The organism is Helicobacter didelphidarum (assembly GCF_003364195.1).
GTDB classification, from domain to species: Bacteria; Campylobacterota; Campylobacteria; order Campylobacterales; family Helicobacteraceae; genus Helicobacter_A; species Helicobacter_A didelphidarum.
In genome coordinates this window covers 1-19,903 of sequence record NZ_NXLQ01000030.1, presented here as the reverse complement: position 1 = coordinate 19,903, position 19,903 = coordinate 1, and the positions used below count along the sequence as shown (strand labels likewise).

The 19,903-nt window shown below is 30.9% G+C and carries 18 protein-coding genes; 3 read left to right on the top strand and 15 right to left on the bottom strand.

Features of this window, described 5'->3' with window-relative positions:
- Positions 1 to 154: 154 nt before the first annotated feature.
- The 3 genes from lptE (at position 155) to nikR (ending at position 1,874) form a co-directional block, all read left to right on the top strand.
- Positions 155 to 706, top strand: coding sequence for an LPS assembly lipoprotein LptE (lptE, locus tag CQA53_RS09250; RefSeq protein WP_245945834.1), 552 nt, complete (start codon positions 155 to 157; stop codon positions 704 to 706).
- Between the two features lie 184 nt (positions 707 to 890).
- Positions 891 to 1,364, top strand: a complete 474-nt coding sequence (locus tag CQA53_RS09245) for a DUF1440 domain-containing protein (RefSeq protein ID WP_245945833.1) — start codon at positions 891 to 893, stop codon at positions 1,362 to 1,364.
- Positions 1,365 to 1,415: 51 nt separating this feature from the next.
- Positions 1,416 to 1,874: a nickel-responsive transcriptional regulator NikR gene (nikR, locus tag CQA53_RS09240; RefSeq protein WP_115543716.1), complete on the top strand. Its 459-nt coding sequence runs from the start codon at positions 1,416 to 1,418 to the stop codon at positions 1,872 to 1,874.
- A gap of 165 nt (positions 1,875 to 2,039) precedes the next feature.
- Here nikR and flgG read toward each other — a convergent pair whose 3' ends face one another.
- The 15 genes from flgG to CQA53_RS09165 form a co-directional block, all read right to left on the bottom strand.
- Positions 2,040 to 2,828, bottom strand: coding sequence for a flagellar basal-body rod protein FlgG (flgG, locus tag CQA53_RS09235; protein ID WP_115543715.1), 789 nt, complete (start codon positions 2,826 to 2,828; stop codon positions 2,040 to 2,042).
- A 116-nt stretch (positions 2,829 to 2,944) separates the two neighbouring features.
- Entirely contained in the window at positions 2,945 to 3,526 is a 582-nt protein-coding gene (locus CQA53_RS09230) for a phosphorylase family protein (protein WP_115543714.1), read from the bottom strand.
- Between the two features lie 96 nt (positions 3,527 to 3,622).
- Complete coding sequence (locus CQA53_RS09225; RefSeq protein WP_115543713.1) at positions 3,623 to 5,128, bottom strand: NADH-quinone oxidoreductase subunit N; 1,506 nt, start codon at positions 5,126 to 5,128, stop codon at positions 3,623 to 3,625.
- A 1-nt stretch (position 5,129) separates the two neighbouring features.
- A complete protein-coding gene (locus CQA53_RS09220; protein ID WP_115543712.1) occupies positions 5,130 to 6,800 on the bottom strand; it encodes a complex I subunit 4 family protein in 1,671 nt (556 codons plus the stop codon).
- Positions 6,801 to 6,815: 15 nt separating this feature from the next.
- On the bottom strand, positions 6,816 to 8,690 hold the full coding sequence (gene nuoL / locus CQA53_RS09215) for an NADH-quinone oxidoreductase subunit L (protein ID WP_115543711.1): 1,875 nt from the start codon (positions 8,688 to 8,690) through the stop codon (positions 6,816 to 6,818).
- Between the two features lie 3 nt (positions 8,691 to 8,693).
- Positions 8,694 to 8,996: an NADH-quinone oxidoreductase subunit NuoK gene (gene nuoK / locus CQA53_RS09210; RefSeq protein ID WP_115543710.1), complete on the bottom strand. Its 303-nt coding sequence runs from the start codon at positions 8,994 to 8,996 to the stop codon at positions 8,694 to 8,696.
- Positions 8,993 to 9,658, bottom strand: a complete 666-nt coding sequence (locus tag CQA53_RS09205) for an NADH-quinone oxidoreductase subunit J (protein WP_115543709.1) — start codon at positions 9,656 to 9,658, stop codon at positions 8,993 to 8,995. The genes nuoK and CQA53_RS09205 overlap by 4 nt, the downstream gene beginning before the upstream one ends.
- Before the next feature lie 147 nt (positions 9,659 to 9,805).
- Positions 9,806 to 10,408 (bottom strand): NADH-quinone oxidoreductase subunit NuoI, encoded by a 603-nt coding sequence (gene nuoI, locus CQA53_RS09200; RefSeq protein WP_281271184.1) that lies wholly within the window; start codon positions 10,406 to 10,408, stop codon positions 9,806 to 9,808.
- Positions 10,409 to 10,596: 188 nt separating this feature from the next.
- On the bottom strand, positions 10,597 to 11,598 hold the full coding sequence (gene nuoH, locus CQA53_RS09195; protein WP_115543708.1) for an NADH-quinone oxidoreductase subunit NuoH: 1,002 nt from the start codon (positions 11,596 to 11,598) through the stop codon (positions 10,597 to 10,599).
- 109 nt (positions 11,599 to 11,707) lie between these two features.
- On the bottom strand, positions 11,708 to 14,518 hold the full coding sequence (locus CQA53_RS09190) for an NADH-quinone oxidoreductase subunit G (protein ID WP_115543707.1): 2,811 nt from the start codon (positions 14,516 to 14,518) through the stop codon (positions 11,708 to 11,710).
- Between the two features lie 462 nt (positions 14,519 to 14,980).
- Positions 14,981 to 15,199, bottom strand: a complete 219-nt coding sequence (locus tag CQA53_RS09185; RefSeq protein WP_115543706.1) for a hypothetical protein — start codon at positions 15,197 to 15,199, stop codon at positions 14,981 to 14,983.
- 134 nt (positions 15,200 to 15,333) lie between these two features.
- A complete protein-coding gene (locus CQA53_RS09180; protein ID WP_115543705.1) occupies positions 15,334 to 16,482 on the bottom strand; it encodes a glycosyltransferase family 8 protein in 1,149 nt (382 codons plus the stop codon).
- Positions 16,483 to 16,673: 191 nt separating this feature from the next.
- Complete coding sequence (locus CQA53_RS09175) at positions 16,674 to 17,345, bottom strand: response regulator (protein ID WP_115543704.1); 672 nt, start codon at positions 17,343 to 17,345, stop codon at positions 16,674 to 16,676.
- Between the two features lie 119 nt (positions 17,346 to 17,464).
- Positions 17,465 to 18,544, bottom strand: coding sequence for a glycosyl transferase family 90 (locus tag CQA53_RS09170; RefSeq protein ID WP_115543703.1), 1,080 nt, complete (start codon positions 18,542 to 18,544; stop codon positions 17,465 to 17,467).
- Between the two features lie 199 nt (positions 18,545 to 18,743).
- Positions 18,744 to 19,903: glycosyltransferase family 8 protein (locus CQA53_RS09165; RefSeq protein ID WP_147290022.1), on the bottom strand; the 1,160-nt coding region annotated here is incomplete at its 5' end.

The following is a 19,903-nucleotide window of genomic DNA, read 5'->3' as shown; positions in this document are numbered from 1 at the left end:
AAATCAATGAAGCTATCTCTCAATTAGAGACTATTACACAACAGAATGTAGAAATAGCTAATCATTCTAAAGATATAAGCACAGCAGTAGATAATGTAGCAGCACAAATACTAGCAGATGTGAATAAGAAGAAGTTTTAGAAGGGGAGTGAAAAATGGGGAATTTACCCCAAATAAATATTCTGTTGGGAACACTAATGGTGTCAAGAACACTTGGAGTATGGTGTTTAATTTATATAATTTGCCTGTATGGTTGCGGATACAAACCTATGGCATATTTTGCCAATAAAGCTTTGGGGGACAAAGTTTATGTGCAATTAAAAGTCAATCTAGAAAACCCAGAAGAATCTGTAAAAATCAAAGATGCAGTAAATGAAGCTATTATTGCACGTTTTCATTCTCGCGTTGTGAGTGAAAACGAAGCTGACGGAGTGCTAGAGGTTAATGTCCAACAAATAAAAGATACCGCAATAGCAACCAATGCACAGGGCTTTACAACATTTTATCGTGTCTATGTAAACATTAAATACACTCTAGAACATAATGGTAAAACATCATCGTTTAGCAATCAAGGTTATTATGACTATGCTGCATCTTTAAATAGTCCTTCAACAACCTATAATAATCGCTCTATTGCTATTGTTGAGGCAGCAAAGCAAAGTATTGATAAATTTGTATCACAAGTTGGTTATAGTGCCTCATTTTAAAACAGTAATTTATCAAAATTCAATATTACTTGTTTTCTTAAAAGAAAATGATTTTTAGAATTTATTTTTTATTTTCAGACATTATTCATAACTTTATCACTTTTTTACATATAAAATAATAATTTTATAAATTCTTAATTATTTATGGCATAATTTCATTTGTGTATAATTTAAGGAGTTTTTTGTGAAAGATTCTAAATATTCTATTATTTCTACACAATCACAAAAATTTTATAGAATCTTTATTACTTGTATAGCCGGTTTTATTGGTGGTTTTATTAAACTTGGCTGGGAGGTTGTATTTCCTCCACGCACACCTGAAAGAAATATAACTAATCCACCACAATCATTTCTTGAATCACTCGGTTGTAGTCATGATTTTACACATTTAACTTATTCATTCAACGAATATGACTTACCAATAATAAGTTTTTGCATACATTTCTTATTTTCTATTGGGTGTGCATGGTTTTATATACAATATATTGCCAAAGAGAGTGTTTTTTCACCAATAAAAGCAATGAGTTTTGGATTTTTTATTTTTATTGCATTTCATATTATTTTTATGCCAATGTTAGGTATTATTCCAAATGCGTTAAATCAACCAATAGAGGAACATATATCAGAATTTTTTGGCATATTTTTTGGATGTGGGTAATAGAAATCGTTCGATATGCACTTAACAATAAATCATATCAGAGGGAAAAATATGCAAGACAAGGTTAAAAACAATAAAGATTCTATTATTCGTTTTTCAGTATCTCTTCCTGCAACACTACTTGAAGAACTTGACTATAAAATTACACAAAATGGTTATACTTCAAGATCTGAACTTGTTCGTGATATGATTCGTGAAAAAATTGTTGATGAAAAATGGGAAAAAGGGGAAGGCGAAGGAACAGAAGAATATTTAGGAGTGTTAGTAATAATTTATGATCATCATCAAAATGGATTAAATCAAAAAATGAATAAAATTCAACATGAAAGCGAATCCGTAGAAGTTTTATGCACAACACATATTCACATTGATCATCACAATTGTCTTGAAACTCTTATTTTATGTGGCAATCAACCAGGAATTGAAAAAATTAGCATTGAAATTGCGGGGCTTTTAGGCGTGAAATTTGCAAAACTTACACGCACGGCAAGTTTTAAAGAAAGTATTTAGTTAATCGATTACTTATAAAGTCCAATTATTATGTCTCATTTGATAAAAGTCAAATTTGCATATATTACCAACAGGGTGTTAAACCTTATAGAATCTAGTAAGATTCTATAAAACAACACAACCAATCTAAGAAAAAAATTATGTTTAATTTATATAATAAATCAATTATCGTTTTAGTCCATTTACGGTTTGCAACATAGAATCTGCGGTTTGAATGCTTTTTGAATTTGCCTCATATGCCCTTTGTCCTGTGATTAAATCTGTCATTTCAGATACCAAACGCACATTACTTAATTCTAAAAATCCAGAGCGAATCTGCCCCAAGCCATCTTGTCCAGCAATTCCCTCAATAGGTGCACCACTTGCATTTGTATTCATATAAAGGTTATCTCCTAAACCATGCAAACCAGCAGGATTCACAAAATTCACTAATTGAATTTGCCCCAATACTTCAGCTTGTCCATTGTTTCCAAGTGTTACACTTACTGTGCCATCAGCACCAATATTAATACTCTGTGCTTCAGGAGGAACATTAATTTGTGGTTGCACAAGATACCCTTCTGATGTAACAATATTTCCTTGATCATCAAGTTTAAAATTTCCACTACGAGTGTACGCTATATTACCATCGGGTAATTGAATTGGAAAAAATCCTTTTCCCATAATTGCACAATCAAGTGGATTTTCAGTTTCTTTTGGACTACCTTGAGAAAAGATTCTATTAATTGCACCTGTGCGAACACCTACACCAACCTCTATTCCCGTAGGAGTAAGGGTCGTCTCGCTTGTCTGTGTTCCTGCAAATTGTAATGCTTGATAAAATAAATCATTAAATTCTGCTCTTTGTCGTTTGAAACCAACTGTATTAACATTGGCAATATTGTTTGAGGTGGTATCGATTTGTAATTGTTGCCCCAACATTCCTGTAGTGGCAGTATAAAGCGAACGCATCATGTTACTATCCTTAGCTATAAATTCTATATTGAATTTCAAGCAAAAGTTGTGCCATAGATAAATTCTTGATAAAATCTTGCTTACCATAAATTTAACAAGTTTATTTCAAAATAAATCTAAACTTCAAATGTATTCTGGACAAAGTGTTTTAATTTTTTTTTGACACTATGATGATTTTGTAAAAATTCTTCGTGAGAATTTTCATGGACAAAATTACTAACACAAAAGATTCCAAAACATGGAATCTCAAAATATTGTGCAACTTTTAACACACTAAAAAATTCCATATTTTCTAATTGGATATTAGCTCGCAACATTAATTGATTAAATTCTGATGTTTTTGTAATATAATTACTTGAATTTACTATTGCTTGTAAAACACCTAAAGTATTTACTGTGTGGGTATTTTTTGTTTCATGTGAAACAATTTTAAAGCTTTCCATTTGAATACTATTTTCAATGGGAGTGTAGGATTTACCCTCTAAAAAAGATAATTCAATTTGTGTTGCACAAAAACTATAAAATATTTCTCCAATAGAAATATCAGAATCATAACTTCCTGCACTACCAATAAAAATTAATCTTTTTGGTGTATGTTGCAAACAAATTTTTGTCGTTCCAATTGCACTTTCTATTAATCCAATTCCAACATTTTTTGCAAAACTAAAAGATTCATTGTCCCCAACACAAATAAACATATATTCTCCACATTTAAATGTTTCAAATCAAAACAATACACAAAAAATAAACATTATAAAATCAAGATTCTACACTTTATATTATCCTCAATAACTTTAAAATTCAAACAATGCAATAATCTCAAAGAAATAAGATACCACAAAAATTGAACAAACACAAAGCATAGCAGAAATAAATCCAACCGCCTTAATCGGTATGGTTGAATTATCCTCATAATAGTTTATTAAAGTAGAGTTATTTGTATATGACAACATTTGTCTATAAGGCACATTCGTGCTATTAGAATCCTTATTCGTAATTGGTTGTTTGAAAAACATTGCTACGGGCAACTTAAGATAATAACAAACTGCAATTGCACTATTAAGCAACATAACTATTGAGAGGGCTATCTCTCCCTTGCTTAAAGCAGCATTTATAATAAAGATTTTTCCCCAAAAGATTGATAATGGTGGTATCCCTGCAAGTGTAAGCATAAATAAAGAAATACCTAAAGCCATGATTGGTTTTACTTTTGCAAAACCATAGAATCTCTCAAACGCATAATCATAACGCGAATGAAAATCTTTAGGTTTATTGCACCAAAGCAATGCAAATGAACCTAAATTAGCAATAGCAAATAAAATCCAATAAAGTATTAAAGTATTAAAGCTATCTAAATAAATACAAGCAAGAGCAAATCCTGAATGTGAGATAGAACTAAAAGCTAACATTCGTTTTACATCTTTTTGTAATAAGGCTGCAATATTAGGCAATGTGATTGTAATATAAATAAGAGTTTTCAAAATTTTATTTATATAATCATCATTAAAATCTCCACTAAAAAGTACACCAAAAATAGAAGCAAATACAGCAAAACCAGCAATTTTTGGAACAATAGAAATAAACCCAGCAATCACAGGATTACTTCCCTCATATACATCAGGCATCCAATTATGCCATGGCACAAGTGAAATTTTAAATCCAATACCAGCAAATAAAAAAATAATGCCACAAAGAGCGATAATTGAATGAGAAATCTGTTCGTATGCAGCAAATTTATGATAATGTGACATCGCTACATTTAGTTCAAAACTCCCAGAATATAAATAAAACAACAATATCCCTATAAGAAGAAATATACTTGCCAACGCACTTGATATGAAATATTTAATACCAGCCTCAATACCGTAGATTCTGCGATTAAAAGCTATAAGCACACAAAGAGGCAAACTACCAATTTCCAAACCAAGCAACATAAGAATAAAATTATCAGCACCTACCATCAATAAAAATCCCGATAAAGAGAAAAGATAAAGCGGATAAAATTCGGGTGTTTGAAATTCAGTGAAACGATATTTTGAAAAAGTAAGCAAAATAAATAAACAACCAACTACAAGAATAATCATTTCACTTACATGAGTGATATTAGACACACTTTCAATATGTCCAATACTCATACAAAATAATACAGCAGAAATTATAAAAATCATGGATAAAGAAAGGCTTGTACTACGAGAAAATGAATGGGCAAAGGTATTTCCAAACAAAACAACAATAGCCCCTACTACCAAGATAACAGACGGCATATAGGCATAAAAAAATTTATAAAAATCGATTTCCATATTATTTCTCCTGTATAGCTGCATTAGTTTCATCTGAATTGTAATATTCTTCAGAATCTTCATTTATTGTTTCTATATTATGAACATTGCTCATAGTATCTTTTGCAGATTTATGTATAATAAAAGATTGTTGAATCGCAGGTGCGATTAATCCACTATTTACCCTTAATAAATGGTCTTTAGTCTCTTTCTCATTTGCTGTTGCATTCATGGTCGCAATTAGCTGTTGAACAGATACTTGCATGGGTTTTAAAAGAGTATTAGGAAAGATTCCAAGCCATAAAATCACTGCTAAAATTGGTAATAACACAGAATATTCTTTAAAATTTAAATCTTTAAGTTTTTGCACTAAATGACTATTAAGCGTTTCTCCATAAAAAATATTTTTAAATAAAAAGAGCATGTAACTTGCTGAAATAATAAGTGTTGTTCCAGCAAGTGCAGTTATAACCGGAGAGGTTTGGAAATAACCATAAAGAGAAAGAAATTCGCCAACAAAACCAATGGTTAAGGGCAATCCTACATTAGAAAGCATAACAAGTGCAAAAAATGTTGCATAATGGGGCATTATAGAAGCAACACCGCCAAAGTCATCAATATATCGTGTTTGGGTGCGATAATAAAGCATACCAACAAGAAAAAAGAGTGCGCCGCTTGTAATACCATGTGCAATCATCATAAAAATCGCACCACTTACACCCTCTATATTAAAACTAAAGATTCCCAAAACAACAATGCCCATATGGGAAAGAGAACTATATGCAATAACTTTTTTTATATCCCGTTGTTTAAAAGCAATAATCCCAGCATAAATAACCATAATAGTAGCCAAAACACTAATAATTGGCATAAAATATATGCTTGCATCAGGGAATAAAGGAAGTGAGAAACGCAAAAGGGCATAAGTTCCCATTTTAGAAAGCAAGGCAGATAACATTACACTTCCAAGTGCGGGTGCTTCGGCATAAATATGTGGCAACCAAGTATGAAAGGGAATAATTGGAATCTTTACAGCAATCGAAAACAAAAACGCTAAGAAAAGCCAAATTTGTATCTCAAGGGGTATGTGAATATCAGAACTTTTCCATACTGATAAATCAAAACTAAAAACTCCAATTTGTTCATAACATAAATAACCCATATAAAGAATAGCAAGGAGCATAAATAAACTTGAAGTAAAGGTATAAACAAAAAACTTTAATCCAATAGCGACTTTTTGTCCACTACCCCAAACACCAACCATATAAAGCACAGGTAATAATGCTAATTCCCAAAAAGTGTAAAACATAATGACATTTTCGGATAAAAATAATGCCATAAGAATTCCCTCTAAAGAAAGCAGACAAACCACAAATGGTTTTGCATCATCAAGGCGACGTAAATAGATATTTGCCAAAAATATAATAAATCCTGTTAGCACAACTAAAAACAGGGAAATTCCATCAACAAAAACGGCATAATTAATACCTAATTGCTCAATTAAGAAAAATTTATTTGAAAATTGAATATCAACTACATCAACACGATAACTTACCCACAAGACAATGACTAAACATAATTCCACAAACGAAATAATACGACCAAATCGTTTTGCTCCAACATCATCAAAAAGAAAAACAAAGAGACAAGCAACAAATGGACAAGCAATAATTAAACTTAATAAATATTCCACATTTTTCTCCTTGTCTTACAATAAAATGAAATATAGTAGTGTTATAAAAAGTAACACTATAACACCTAAACTCATTAGTCGAAGCATAGAACTAAGATTGCCATTTTGGATAGGGCGAAGCAAATAACTTAAAAATACAATAAATTTTCCTATGCTATCAACCATTTTATCGATAATGCCCATATCAACAATATGATATAAAAATTCTGAACAGAGACTAAAAGGCTTAACAAATAACATATTATAAAGCTTTGGAATATAATATTCATTTGATAGAATTTTATGTAAAATGTTATAACGATGTTTTTCTTGATAGCCTTTTTTATAAATAAAATAAGCGGATATAATTGACACTATGATGAGCCCTAGTGTCAAAATTATCAGTAAAGTTTGTTCTTTAATATGAATAATAAGTGGAACAAGAGCACTTGATAAAAAAGTTTCAAATTGAATATGAAATATCCCTGCAATACATGCCAAAATAGCTAAGGGTGTCATTGCAAAGAGCATAACTTTACTTGCTTCATGCGGATGTTCATTATGATTTTTAGGTGCAATAAAAACAAGAGTAAAAAGACGAAAACTATAAAATGCTGTGCAAACTGCACCAATAAGCAAAATAGTCCAAATAATATATTCATGTTGTGCATATGCCACCTCAAGAATCTTATCTTTAGAATAATATCCAGCCAAAGGAGGAATCCCACATAATGCAATTGAACCAATAAGCATAAACACCATGCTAGTTTTCAGTGGTTTAGCTAATGCACCCATTTTTGTAATATCAAGTTTATCATGCATAGCATGCATAACATTTCCAGCTCCCAAGAATAAAAGTGATTTAAAGAAAGCATGCGTGAAGAGATGGAAAAGAGCAATCCAATATGCACCAAGTCCAGTAGCAACAAACATATAACCAAGCTGTGAAAGTGTAGAATATGCAATAATACGCTTTAAATCACGATTAACAATAGCCATGAGAGATGCAAAAATTGCAACAAATGCACCAAGCGAAGCAATAAAATAAGCAACATGTGGAACAACATTATAAATTGGTGCAAGACGCACAACAAGATACACACCTGCAGTTACCATTGTTGCAGCATGGATAAGTGCTGAAACAGGTGTTGGTCCTTCCATAGCATTTGCAAGCCAAGTATGTAATGGAAATTGTGCGGATTTACCCATTGCACCAATAAAGAGTAAAATCGCAATCCAAGTCATTACAGAATCTTTTGGGGGATTATTAGCAAGAGTAAGAAATATATCATGATAGGATAATGAACCAAGAGTCCAATATGTGAGGAATATGCCAAGCAACATTCCAAGATCTGCAATCCTATTCATCACAAAAGCCTCAATAGAAGCTTCATTTGCTTTCTTTCTTTTATACCAAAATCCAATGAGTAAATAAGAACATGTTCCAACACCTTCCCAACCAATAAAAAGTATTAAAAGATTATCACCACCAACAAGCAAAAGCATTGAAAATACAAAACCACCTAGATACGAGAAGAAACGATTAAATCCTGCATCATGCTCCATATAACCTATGGAATAAAAATGAACCATAGTTGAAACAAGAGTTACAACTAAAAACATAATAGCATTAATTTTATCAAACATAAGAGAAAATGATACTTGAAATTGTCCTGTTGCAATAAAATCCCAAAGAAAAACATGGAAGCTTTGTATATCTGTTTTTACAAGAATATAAATAAGCAAACATGTAAGCAAAAAACTTGAGGTAATAAATATTGAACATATATAACCAAGAATTTTAGAAGGACGTAAAGTTGCATTAAAGCCAGCTAAAATAGCAGAAATAAAGGGTAAAAATACTACAATAGTTAAGAGAATTTCTTTATGAAGTAATATAAAATCTAACATAATTTAACCCCTCATATTGCTAAGATTATCAAGATCGAGAGTTTTATACTTTTTATGTAAAAGCAATACTAAACCTAAGCCAATAGCAACTTCCGCAGCGGCCAAAGCAATAACAAATAATGCGATAATCTGCCCCTGTAAATCTCCACGATAATAACTAATAGCAATAAAAGCAATATTAATGGCATTTAACATAATCTCTGTTGAAAAAAGCAATAATAAAATATTTTTCCGCCTTAAGATTCCATATAAACCAATACAAAACATAATGGCACTAAAAATAAGATAATGGTTTAATGTAATCATTTAATGTCCTTTGTATTCGAAGTTACAGATACTACATTATCTTGTGTATGTTGCCCTATACTATCATATTGTATAGTAGAAGATTCTATAATATTGTCGTATTTATATCCCCTATTTTCTTCTTGTATATTATAAAGAGAAGATTCATTTTTAACAGATTTTTGCAAAGATTCTGTTAATTCAGGTTTATGTGCTCCAGCACCAATTCCAGCAATCATTGCCATAAGAAGCATAATAGCTGCGGCTTCAAAGCAAATAAAATACTCTTTAAAAAGTAAATGTGCTAGTGCATTAGTGCTAAAATCTTCATGTGCTACAACAAAACTCTCATTTATATTGCCAACAATAATCAACAATGCCAATGCCATTGCACCAGTAATGCTCCATACGAAAAATTGATTATGAAATTTTTCTTTGACCTCTTTATTTGTATCAAAAAACATCATACCAAAAGCATACATAACAACAATCGCACCAGTATAAACAATAATTTGCACAACACCAAGAAAATCTGCCTGCAATAAAAAGAAAAAGCTAGACACAAGAATCATACCAAAAGCCAATGCACTTAAAGCATATAAAATATTATTAGACATAACGACAATAAGAAAAGCACAAAGTGTCAATGCCCCAAAAGTATAAAAGGCAATTACTTCAAACATTTTTACTCCTTTGTTCTATGCTATAATGCATGGTTTGTAATGTTATATAATCACAAAATTCTCTATTAAAAATATTAAATAAAAAATCTCTGTAATTACAAAGTGTATATTTACTCATAAATACATTTTTATAGAAAACTTTCATCTTTATACCTCATTTATTTTATAATCAAGCGGGGTCTGTTTGATCTCTTTATCTGCACTTGGACGAGGACTACCAAAACCTTCAAATTCGAGTTGTTTATGGAATCTCGCTTCTTCTAAATCTTTAAGCAAATCTTCTTTCAATCCAAAATGTGCTCTTTGTTCACTTGCGTTTTCAAATCGTGTTCCCATAACAATGGCTAATTCCGGACACACTTCTGCACATAATCCACAATAAATACAACGACCAAGATTAATTGTGTAAGAATCGATTTTCTTGCGTCCATCCTCCCCTTCGTGCGTAAGGATTCTAATGCAATTACTTGTGCAAATCTTTTCACATAGCCCACAACCAATACATCTTTCATTACCTGATTCCAACATTCGTTGCAAATTATGAACAGCACGATAACGCGGGCTAAGGGGTTGTGCCTCAAAAGGGTATTGTAGTGTTACGGGCTTACTAAAAAATTCTTTAATTGTTAGAGCCATACCCTTAAATAAATCAAGTCCAAGACTAAATTTTACACTGCGTTTCAAGCTATCAAATGAATTTTTCGGCAAAGATTCCATTGAAACAAAATAATAATCTTGTTTTGTAGATATACTTCCAGATTGTTTAACAATTTGCAAAGAGTCGCCACTTGGGTAATGCTCTTTAGTAATACATTCTTTTTCTAATGGGGAATCTTGCGATGTGTTTGTAATTACAACTTTTTCTACATTATCCATTTTGTTTTCTGTATTTATAGTAATTTCAGATTCTTTTTTTTGCATTTTTATTTCCTTATCTATTATAAAAGCACAATGCCTGTTATAAGCACATTAATGAGGGCGAGCGGAACAAGCACTTTCCAACACATATTCATAAGCTGGTCAGGGCGAATATGTGGGAGAGTCGCTCTTACCCACATAAACAAAAAGATAAAAAAGCAGACTTTCAAAATAATAGCAAGTCCTCCGGGAATAATTGTAAATCCTGCGATACTAATAGGGTTAAATCCTCCCAAGAAAAGCAAGCTTACCACAAAACCAAAAGCAAACATGTGTGCATATTCAGCAATAAAAAACATGCCCCATTTAAGACCACTATATTCTGTGCAATATCCTGCTACAATTTCTGCTTCATGTTCCAATAAATCAAAAGGGGTTCGATTAAGTTCCGCATAGCCAGCAATAAGAAAAAGAATAAAAGCAATTGGTTGTTTAAAAATAAGCCAATGAAATATACTATCACTTTGATAATCATTCATAGCTACTAGAGATAAAGAACCTACTATCATAATTGGAGCAAGTATCGCAAGTCCGCTTACTACTTCAAAGCTCAATACTTGGATACAAGCTCTTGCACCACCAATGAGACTATATTTGCTTCCACTACTAAGCCCTGCAAATAATGGAGCATAAATACCCACAGCACCAACAGAGATAAAAAATAAAAGTCCAACATTAATATCTGAAATGATAGGTGCTACCTTGTAGCCAAATATTTCAAATTCCGGTAAAAATGGTATAGCTGCCATTGAAGTCATAGCACTCACAAGGGCAACAACAGGCGCTAAAGCAAAAATTACTTTATTTGCATTCTTTGGGAGTATATCTTCTTTTGTAAAAAGTTTAATAGCATCTGCACCAAATTGCAATAAACCAAAAGGTCCTACATAAATGGGTCCTAATCTGCGTTGAAAAAAACCTAATACTTTCCTTTCTAGGTAAGTTGCAAAACCTCCTAAAAATGAGAATACCAGCAATACTACAAGGACTTTGATAATAGTCTCAATGATAAATGCACTCATATTTGTTCCCTCTTTGGTTGAATGATTACCCGCATTTTTTATCCTTTCTATAATTTTGATATATAATTATGATATTTTTATTTACATACTCTAGCCTCTCAAAGAGTATTTAGCTAATTTTTTGAGATTCTAAATCCTTAGTTATATTTGCTTTTACAACTACCAAATGTGTATAAAATCCATCTGCAAAAAGAAATTCTACATTTTCAAGCAAAGGAGATACGAGTAAAATAGAATCTTCTATATCATAATCACAATATACTGGTGCTTTTACCACAGGATAATTAGAATCTGATTCTTCTTTTACTGTCTGTATTGTATGCAATACAATATCTTCACCTTCTTGTAATCCCAAATTTTCAAAAATACTTTTACTTACATAGATTCCACTTCTTGATTGGAGATTTTTACTTGCGAGAGTTGTTTTGCTAAATTGATTCTGTGTTTCTAATTTAATTGCTTGAAATACATTGTTTAGCATATTTTTAGATTCTATATCAGACACTATATCTTGATGATTATTTAAAATCTTCAATGAAAATTTAAGATGAAACTTCAATATCGCAGAATCTTTAGCAATTATTTCTTCAGAAATAATTGGCATTTCTAAGAAATATCCGCGATTATCTGTTCCATCTTTTTCATAAGAAACCTTGAGATTTTCATAAGAAATATTTTTAAAATTAAAATACATATATGAATAATCATTCTTTCTACAATTGCTCCAAGTATAATCAGAAAGTAATTTTGTAAAATCTCCTAAATATTGTGTATTTTCTAAATTGTCATCATAAAGTGCTCCTAATTCTCTTGCAATATCACTAATATCAAAAGCGGATTCTAAGTTTGAATCAAGATATGGGATGCTTGGAAACAATGGCAGAACACGACCCTCAAGGCTTGTGATACTTCCTTCAAGTTGTGCTAATGTTGGTAAAGGAAAATGTGGTTTTATGGTTTCAAGATTTGAATCAAGAATAAAATCTCCCTGTGTTCGGATACCAATACTATAACGAGACGACATTATAGTATTGCCTAAATCACAAATATTTGCAATTCCAAGTATATTTGTTTCTTTTGGGACATAAAGTAATTTTAATTCAAGTTTCTGACATAAAAATGCCAATAAATGTGCAAAAATCTCTATATGTGCTTCCTTATCCATAAGATCATTTGCGATAGGTTCTGTGAGATTCTCAGCAATAGTTGTACTAATGGCTTCTGTAATGCTTGGTGGATTTGTTGCATTATGATGTAAAGAAAGCCCATAACCATGAATGTATTTTAAATCATTGCAAATAAATTCCTCAATTCCCTGTAAGGAAATCATTAATACACCACCTTTTTTTGTAACTTTTAAAGAATCTAAATTTGAGAGATTAAGGGCTTCAAAAATTGGGGAAAGGTTATATGGGCTTAGATTATCTGCAGGAGATTGAGCATCAGATACTTCGACTTGAGAATCTTTTTCATTAATACTATTTGTTTCTTTTTGTAAAAAATGTTGTAAAGCAGAAGGAAAAGCATCTTCAAAACTATCAATCAGATCATTTGCAAAAATTAAACCCAAAATTCCTGCCATATTTATATATCCTGGTCTTGCAATAATTTGTGTAATATTTTTCCCTAATCCCTGCAAAAGAGAATCTTTAAAAACACCAATACTAATTAACTGTGTATTTTTCTGCATTTTAAGATTATTATTAATTTTATATCGTAATGATGGAGCATCATATTTAAAATAACTATCAAGTGCAATAAGTGTAGAAGCATTTTTAACATCATCATAATGAGCAAAAGGATTATATTTTGTTTTTTTATGGTTGTTTGATTCACATTGCATAGAATCTAACGAAGTAAAATAAACCATATTTGCTTTAAGAAAGTGTTTCTGAAAAGTTTGATAGAGCTTTCCTTCACGATTAATTACTGGTATGTTTAATTTCTTTCCAATTAAAGATACTAAGAGAGCTTCTTCATTACTTACATTTCCACCAAGATTAATAGAATCTGCTCTACTAAATGCTTGCAAAACAGAAGTAAGATCTTTTGTCCCGATACTCACTGTATCAAAAGCAAATCGTCCAACACCACAAATAGGATTATAGAGAAAATCATTTTGCACACGATATACTTTCTTTAAATCCCCCTTCACATCTAAATGCTTGACATTGTAAATAACTTCACAACCACCAGCACAATGTGTGCAAGTAGAATGGATCTTTTCCAGTTCCCACGCATTACTTGTGTATGTAAAATCTTTATAAGTCATTGCACCCACAGGACAAACGGCAATACATTCTCCACAATCTTTACACTCATTTTTTCCAGCAAATTCAATCAATCCTTTTTGTCGCTTTGACCAAACAGAATATGGATCTTTATTCATAGAATCTTTATAATTATCAGGTGTAAAAAGTGCTACTTTACCTACTTTTAAATTATTCTCTCCAATATTATCTTTACAAGTTGTTATACAACGTTCGCACATAATACAAAGTGCAGGATCATAAAAACTTTGTGCAAAACTAAAAGGTTTTTTATCGGCTTCTTGCAATCCAAATTGTTGCACATCAACTTGCGTATAAAGAGTGAAATCCTGTAATTCACATTCTCCACTTTTATCACAAACACCACACTCAAGAGGATGATTCACACAGTAAGTTGTCATAATTTCATTGCGATCATTATCAAGTGCTTCATTATGGATAATCACATCCATGCCATCTTTAATTTTAGCATTGCAACTATATACGCGTTTGCCACTAACCTCAACCATACACATTTTACATGCCAAAGTCGGGCTACAACCACTTAAATAACAAATTGTTGGAATCTGTATATTATTACGTCTTGCAACATCTAGGATTGTTTCACCCTCAAAAGCTTCAAATTCATGTCCTTCTATTTTGATTGTCATAAATTTCCTTCTTAATGTTTTAGATTCTTTAAATCTTGCATTTTATCTCCATTTAGATGGCATTTTATTTCTTTAATCTATGCTTATATTTAAGTTTATATTACAATATATTTAAGGATAAATAGCTTTATATAATATTTTGTTCTTTCTTTAGACTACCAATATTAAACTATAGCTCTTTTATTCTACATGATTTAAATATGGTATTCTTATTATATGTTTCAATATTTCAATTTGTAACAAAATTTCTAGTTTTTTATACACTAGCTTTACCTTATTTCTTTAATTTTGTAAAATCTTGCAAACCAAATGTTCTATTCTATCATTATTTTATTTTTTTTTCAATAGGATAAATCTATGAAAACACTTAGAACTCCTAAAACAAGGAGTTATTCCTCTTTATTAGTATTTTTAAGATTCTTTTGTGTAATGTTTAGAATCTATACTTTTAGCATTCTTAACCTATCGTATTTTTTTAATACAATCTTGACAATAATCTTTTCCCTGTCTAAATGTAGCGTTTTCTTGTGGGAAATATAATCCGCATTCACTACATTGTATAAGATTCATTTCATGATTGTTATTTGCATGAGAATCATATGATTTTTGTCCAAAAAACCTTTTTCTTTCTAAAATCAGAAAAGCAATTCCAACTAAGAGAAGAATATAAATATAAATCATTAATAACTCCTGAAAAAATAAATTAAAGTATTGTTATTATCCAAAAACTGGAATTATATCGGATTTAGATTTACTTTTTCTTAATAAGTTAAAACTTCACATGATAATAAAATAGAGTATATAATAAATATAAATTACTTTTTATTCTTTCTGTCATAAATATTTCCCAATCTTATAATTCTCTTTTTACAAGAATAAAATATTCTCAAAAAAAATTTTGGAAAGATGAGGGTAAAACCAAAGAAATCTATTTTTATCTTATGCTTATGGTTTATAAATTTTGATATTACAAGCAATGGGGTTATTTTAAGAACTACCTGTGTTAAATTCTTTATATATTCTTCTCTATGCAGAACAAGTTGTGTTAAAAAATCTTGCGAATAATTTGTTTGTATTAAAGCTTTAAACCATTCATTAGCCCTCAAGGATAAAAAGTCTCTCCACGGCTTTTGTCTTCCCGCATAGTGAAGCTGGATTGGATTATTCATCGCATAGAGTATCTCCTCCTTGTTCCATGAGGCATTTTCTAATCTCTCATCACTATTAAACATATCCCAAAAATAAGTACTTACCATACCATTTTTTGAGAGAATCTGAATCTTTGGGTAACATACAAGATTAATCACATCTTGCTCTGGTTGAATAAGTCTATAGGTGTTATCGATAGTGTATTGAAACATTTGTTCTTCGATATTGTCCTGCCTCATTTTAGAGAGATTATAGACTAGAAATCCCGCACCAATTTGCATTTTATGTATCTCATCTTTTGTAAAATCTTGTTCATATAATTTCATAAAATTTGTAAGCCTGCAATTATCCTTGAGTGTGGGTGCAGTATAGCCACCCACATAATAATCACTCATCTCAAGTTTCTCAAATTCCTCTGCTATATCGCCGAGCCACACGACATCTACATCAGTAATAATCGCCTTGTCGTATTGTGGGAAGAGATTAGGGACTGAAAGTTTGTAGAACATATCTTTTGAGTAGTGAGATTTGCCTTTGCATTTCTCCCAAATCTCATCAAATCTCCCGCCCATATCGATAAATGTAAGCGTGGCATTAGGGAATCCTCGTATCGTTTCTTGTAGTTTGTGCTGATTAGTGATAGAGATATTACTACTATGTATCACATAGAGATGATAGTCATAATGTGGATTTGCATGCCTTAGCATTGAGTGGAATGAAACCGCCGCAGGCAGAGCGTAGTTATCATCAAAGCAGTGGATTACAGGGATTAGCTTCCCCCCCCCCCCCATAAGAACTCTTTCATGAAATATCATAATTATTCCTTACTATAAAATTATTTTTGCATTTTATCTAAAATTTATTAAAAAATAAAATAATCTTTAATCCTACTAAATATAAAAATTTAAAAAACTAGAATTATTATATGTAATATCTTTTAATTCTCATAAACTATTTCATTGTATTTATTATTATTTCTTATTGAAAGTTTTTTTGCTTGATAATATTATTCTGAAATTTTATATCCCATACCACGAATAGTTTTAATATATTTTCCCATTTCTCCAAGCTTCATTCGCAAAGTATTAATATGCACATCAACTGTTCGTGTTTGAAATTCCCCACCCCATATAGTCTCTAAAATCTGTTCGCGAGTAAAAACAAGATTTGGTTGCGAGAGAAATAACTCTAAGAGTTCAAATTCTTTAAAAGTTAGTGAGATTGGTCTTTCATTAACACTTACAATATGAGTTTTAGGATTAAGTATTACTTCATTAAACTGATATTCTTCTGTTTTTAGAGTATTTGTGCGTCTTAGCAATGCCTTTACTCTTGCAAGCAATTCTAAGATACCAAATGGTTTTGTAATATAATCATCTGCACCAGTATCAAGTCCTTGCACCTTGTCAATTTCGCTACTTTTAGCAGTCAAAAGAATAACAGGGATATTCTTAGTAGATTGTTTTTGTTTTAGGATTCTAAGAGTTTCAATGCCACTTTTTTGTGGTAATCCAACATCAAGCAATATAAGTTCAGGCATTTCATTATTTTCGGCTTGATTTAGAGTATTTAATAAATCAATAGGATTTTCAAAGCCACGTGTTTCATAATCTTTTGTTGAAAGTGTATATTCAATAAGCTCTCTTAATGCTTCTTCATCTTCCACAACAAAAATCATAATGTGTCCTTTTTTAATACATAAAAACATTATAACCTAAAAATCATAAAAAGACTTTGATATTGTCATTATCTTGTCATATATCTGCAAAAACCTTCATTATTTTATTATATCAATCTCTAATCTTTATAAAGTTCAAATAACTCTCTTTCCTGCTTTGTTACTTCTATTTGATTGGAAAGATAAAAATATTTTCGCAATACTAAGAGATTAAGCATACCTTCCAATCTTTTATCATAAAATTGTTTGCAGTATTTATTTGCATTTGCAATGATTTCTTTCGCACGATTTGGATTTGCTAAAAAATAGTCTAAAACTTCCATAACATTACTATAATCTTGTTTAATTTCCGCATAATGCACCCCATCTTTCAGAGTAGATTCCATAAACCAAGTTTCAATCTCTGGCTTAGGCATAACACATAGAGAATTGGAGCTTAGTATCCATTTCAGATTACTTGCTACATCATAACCCTCTAAACTTAATAAAAATTTATATCCTAATTGTGTTTGAATATCCATTTTATCCTTTATCCATTTTTCATTTCCTCTACCAACATGCCCTATATCACATCTTTTATTACCAAAATATTGCTGAAAAAATCTATATCTATGTTCTTGGTATACAGCACCACGAAAAAGTAAAATATCTTTTTTCTCTTCAAATTTTATAGGATCTTCAATAAAACGAAAATGTCTAAATTTTTCAAGTTGCAAAAGGATTGAATTATAATTTTGTTTCAAAATTGGTCTTGACTTTACAATAGCAGGGAAATTCATAAGTTGATTTACATCATGGAATAAATGTGTCCATAATAAATTATCATCAAAATATCTCGTCCATTCATACGAATCATAATAATATACAGAACCATGTTTTAAAGTATTCTCTTTTAATATTGAGACATCTGGTCGTAATAATTTCATAGCAAAGAGACGACTTGGTGGAGGTGGCAATGTTGTATGTAGCGTAGATTCTATTGGTAATTCATCTCTTGTAGAAGGAATAGTAAAATTTATAGTAAGCTTATTATAAAAATTTAATCTTGTAGCAAGAACATCAAGTTTATTTTCATAGATTCTAAAAATTTGAGCAATTTTTGCTTCAAGTTGTGATTGAGGAATAAAACGAGGAATAATTGCACGAAAGATACATTTAAGATTATAAAGGTATCTTGGCTCTTTTTTATATCTTTGCATATTATATCTTTTCTCAATTTTTTAAGAAATTATATAATAAGATTTTAAAGTTTTTAATTTTACTTTATCCTCCTAGTTTTATGATAACTTACTTTCATGATAGTAAAATTTATTCTATATTATTTTAGATATACTTTCACTTTAAACACAATAAATTAACACTAATTAATTTTATCTGTTTTAATTTTTCTATTCATCATTATTTCTTTCCTCGTATCTTATCAATAATTCTTTGTATTCTGCGACTTATTCGCTTTTGATTGAGATGCTCTATCCTCTCATTGAGTCGCTTGAGTTGCTTGAGTTCTAGCTCTAGCTCATATCGCGGGACACTTTCATTCATGTAGGCAAAATACCCTCCAAAGACAGGAGTTTGACACGCATTTTGCCACCAGAGTTTGTAGGGATTTGGCTCTAATATTTTTAGCTTATTGCTGTCCAAAGCCTTTTGCCATGGTTTATGCGTCCATATATAGTGGATAATCTTTGGTGATTGCAGGATTGAATAGAACTCATCTCGCGTGTGGGGTATGATAAAATATGCAATCTCTGTGTCTTTTAAAGTATCATGTTCATCACTATAAATATATTGATAGACGTTACTATAATATCCTCCTATTATATTGAATCTCATAGAAAGCGTTAATGCATTATCGCCTATGGCAAAGTTTAGGGCGTCTTGATCGCACACTAAAACATTATAATTCTCCAAAAAATAAAAACACTTTTGCTCTATATCATGTGCCCTCCACTGCACGAGATTTATAAGCATAAAGCCAGAGTTAAAATAAGATTGCGAGATATGATAATCCTCTAAATGCTTATGTTTTGCTTGCACAGCACTACCTATAGGATTCATCTTGCCAGGAGAGTTCCCATCCAATACCACACCAGCAACCTTATCTTCTAAGTCAATGCTGAATAGCTCTCTCAAGTCTGCCAACACCAACATATCAACATCAAGATAAAGGCAGATTTTAAGGTTTTGCGGAAAAATAGAAGCGAGTTTAATACGAAGATATACTATATGATTCTTCCCTTCACGCCATACCTTAAAATCCTTAAAATCCTTATCACTCATCGTATGTATCACAATCTTACAAGGATAGATTCTATTAAGCTCATCTTGCAGTATTACAAGCTTTGTCTTATTCTCCTCGCTCACACCATCACTTAAGATATGAAATACAAAACCCTCGCTTTTTTCCTCATCACTTAATGTATGAAAATCTAACTTTTTATAAGTGTCACAGGAAGCATTAGAAGATTGATGTGGAGAATGAGTGTATGTTAGCTCATTAGATTCTCTCTTATGTGTGCTAGGATATAGAGAATTTTGGGTAAGTGTTTCTTTAAGAG

Bases quoted from the DNA above. Each gene is read 5' to 3' on its own strand.
- lptE (WP_245945834.1), top strand. From the start codon at position 155: ATGGGGAATTTACCCCAAATAAATATTCTGTTGGGAACACTAATGGTG.
- nikR (WP_115543716.1), top strand. From the start codon at position 1,416: ATGCAAGACAAGGTTAAAAACAATAAAGATTCTATTATTCGTTTTTCA.
- flgG (WP_115543715.1), bottom strand. From the start codon at position 2,828: ATGATGCGTTCGCTTTATACTGCCACTACAGGAATGTTGGGGCAACAA.
- CQA53_RS09230 (WP_115543714.1), bottom strand. From the start codon at position 3,526: ATGTTTATTTGTGTTGGGGACAATGAATCTTTTAGTTTTGCAAAAAAT.
- CQA53_RS09225 (WP_115543713.1), bottom strand. From the start codon at position 5,128: ATGGAAATCGATTTTTATAAATTTTTTTATGCCTATATGCCGTCTGTT.
- nuoL (WP_115543711.1), bottom strand. From the start codon at position 8,690: ATGTTAGATTTTATATTACTTCATAAAGAAATTCTCTTAACTATTGTA.
- nuoK (WP_115543710.1), bottom strand. From the start codon at position 8,996: ATGATTACATTAAACCATTATCTTATTTTTAGTGCCATTATGTTTTGT.
- CQA53_RS09205 (WP_115543709.1), bottom strand. From the start codon at position 9,658: ATGTTTGAAGTAATTGCCTTTTATACTTTTGGGGCATTGACACTTTGT.
- nuoH (WP_115543708.1), bottom strand. From the start codon at position 11,598: ATGAGTGCATTTATCATTGAGACTATTATCAAAGTCCTTGTAGTATTG.
- CQA53_RS09190 (WP_115543707.1), bottom strand. From the start codon at position 14,518: ATGACAATCAAAATAGAAGGACATGAATTTGAAGCTTTTGAGGGTGAA.
- CQA53_RS09185 (WP_115543706.1), bottom strand. From the start codon at position 15,199: ATGATTTATATTTATATTCTTCTCTTAGTTGGAATTGCTTTTCTGATT.
- CQA53_RS09180 (WP_115543705.1), bottom strand. From the start codon at position 16,482: ATGATATTTCATGAAAGAGTTCTTATGGGGGGGGGGGGGAAGCTAATC.
- CQA53_RS09175 (WP_115543704.1), bottom strand. From the start codon at position 17,345: ATGATTTTTGTTGTGGAAGATGAAGAAGCATTAAGAGAGCTTATTGAA.
- CQA53_RS09170 (WP_115543703.1), bottom strand. From the start codon at position 18,544: ATGCAAAGATATAAAAAAGAGCCAAGATACCTTTATAATCTTAAATGT.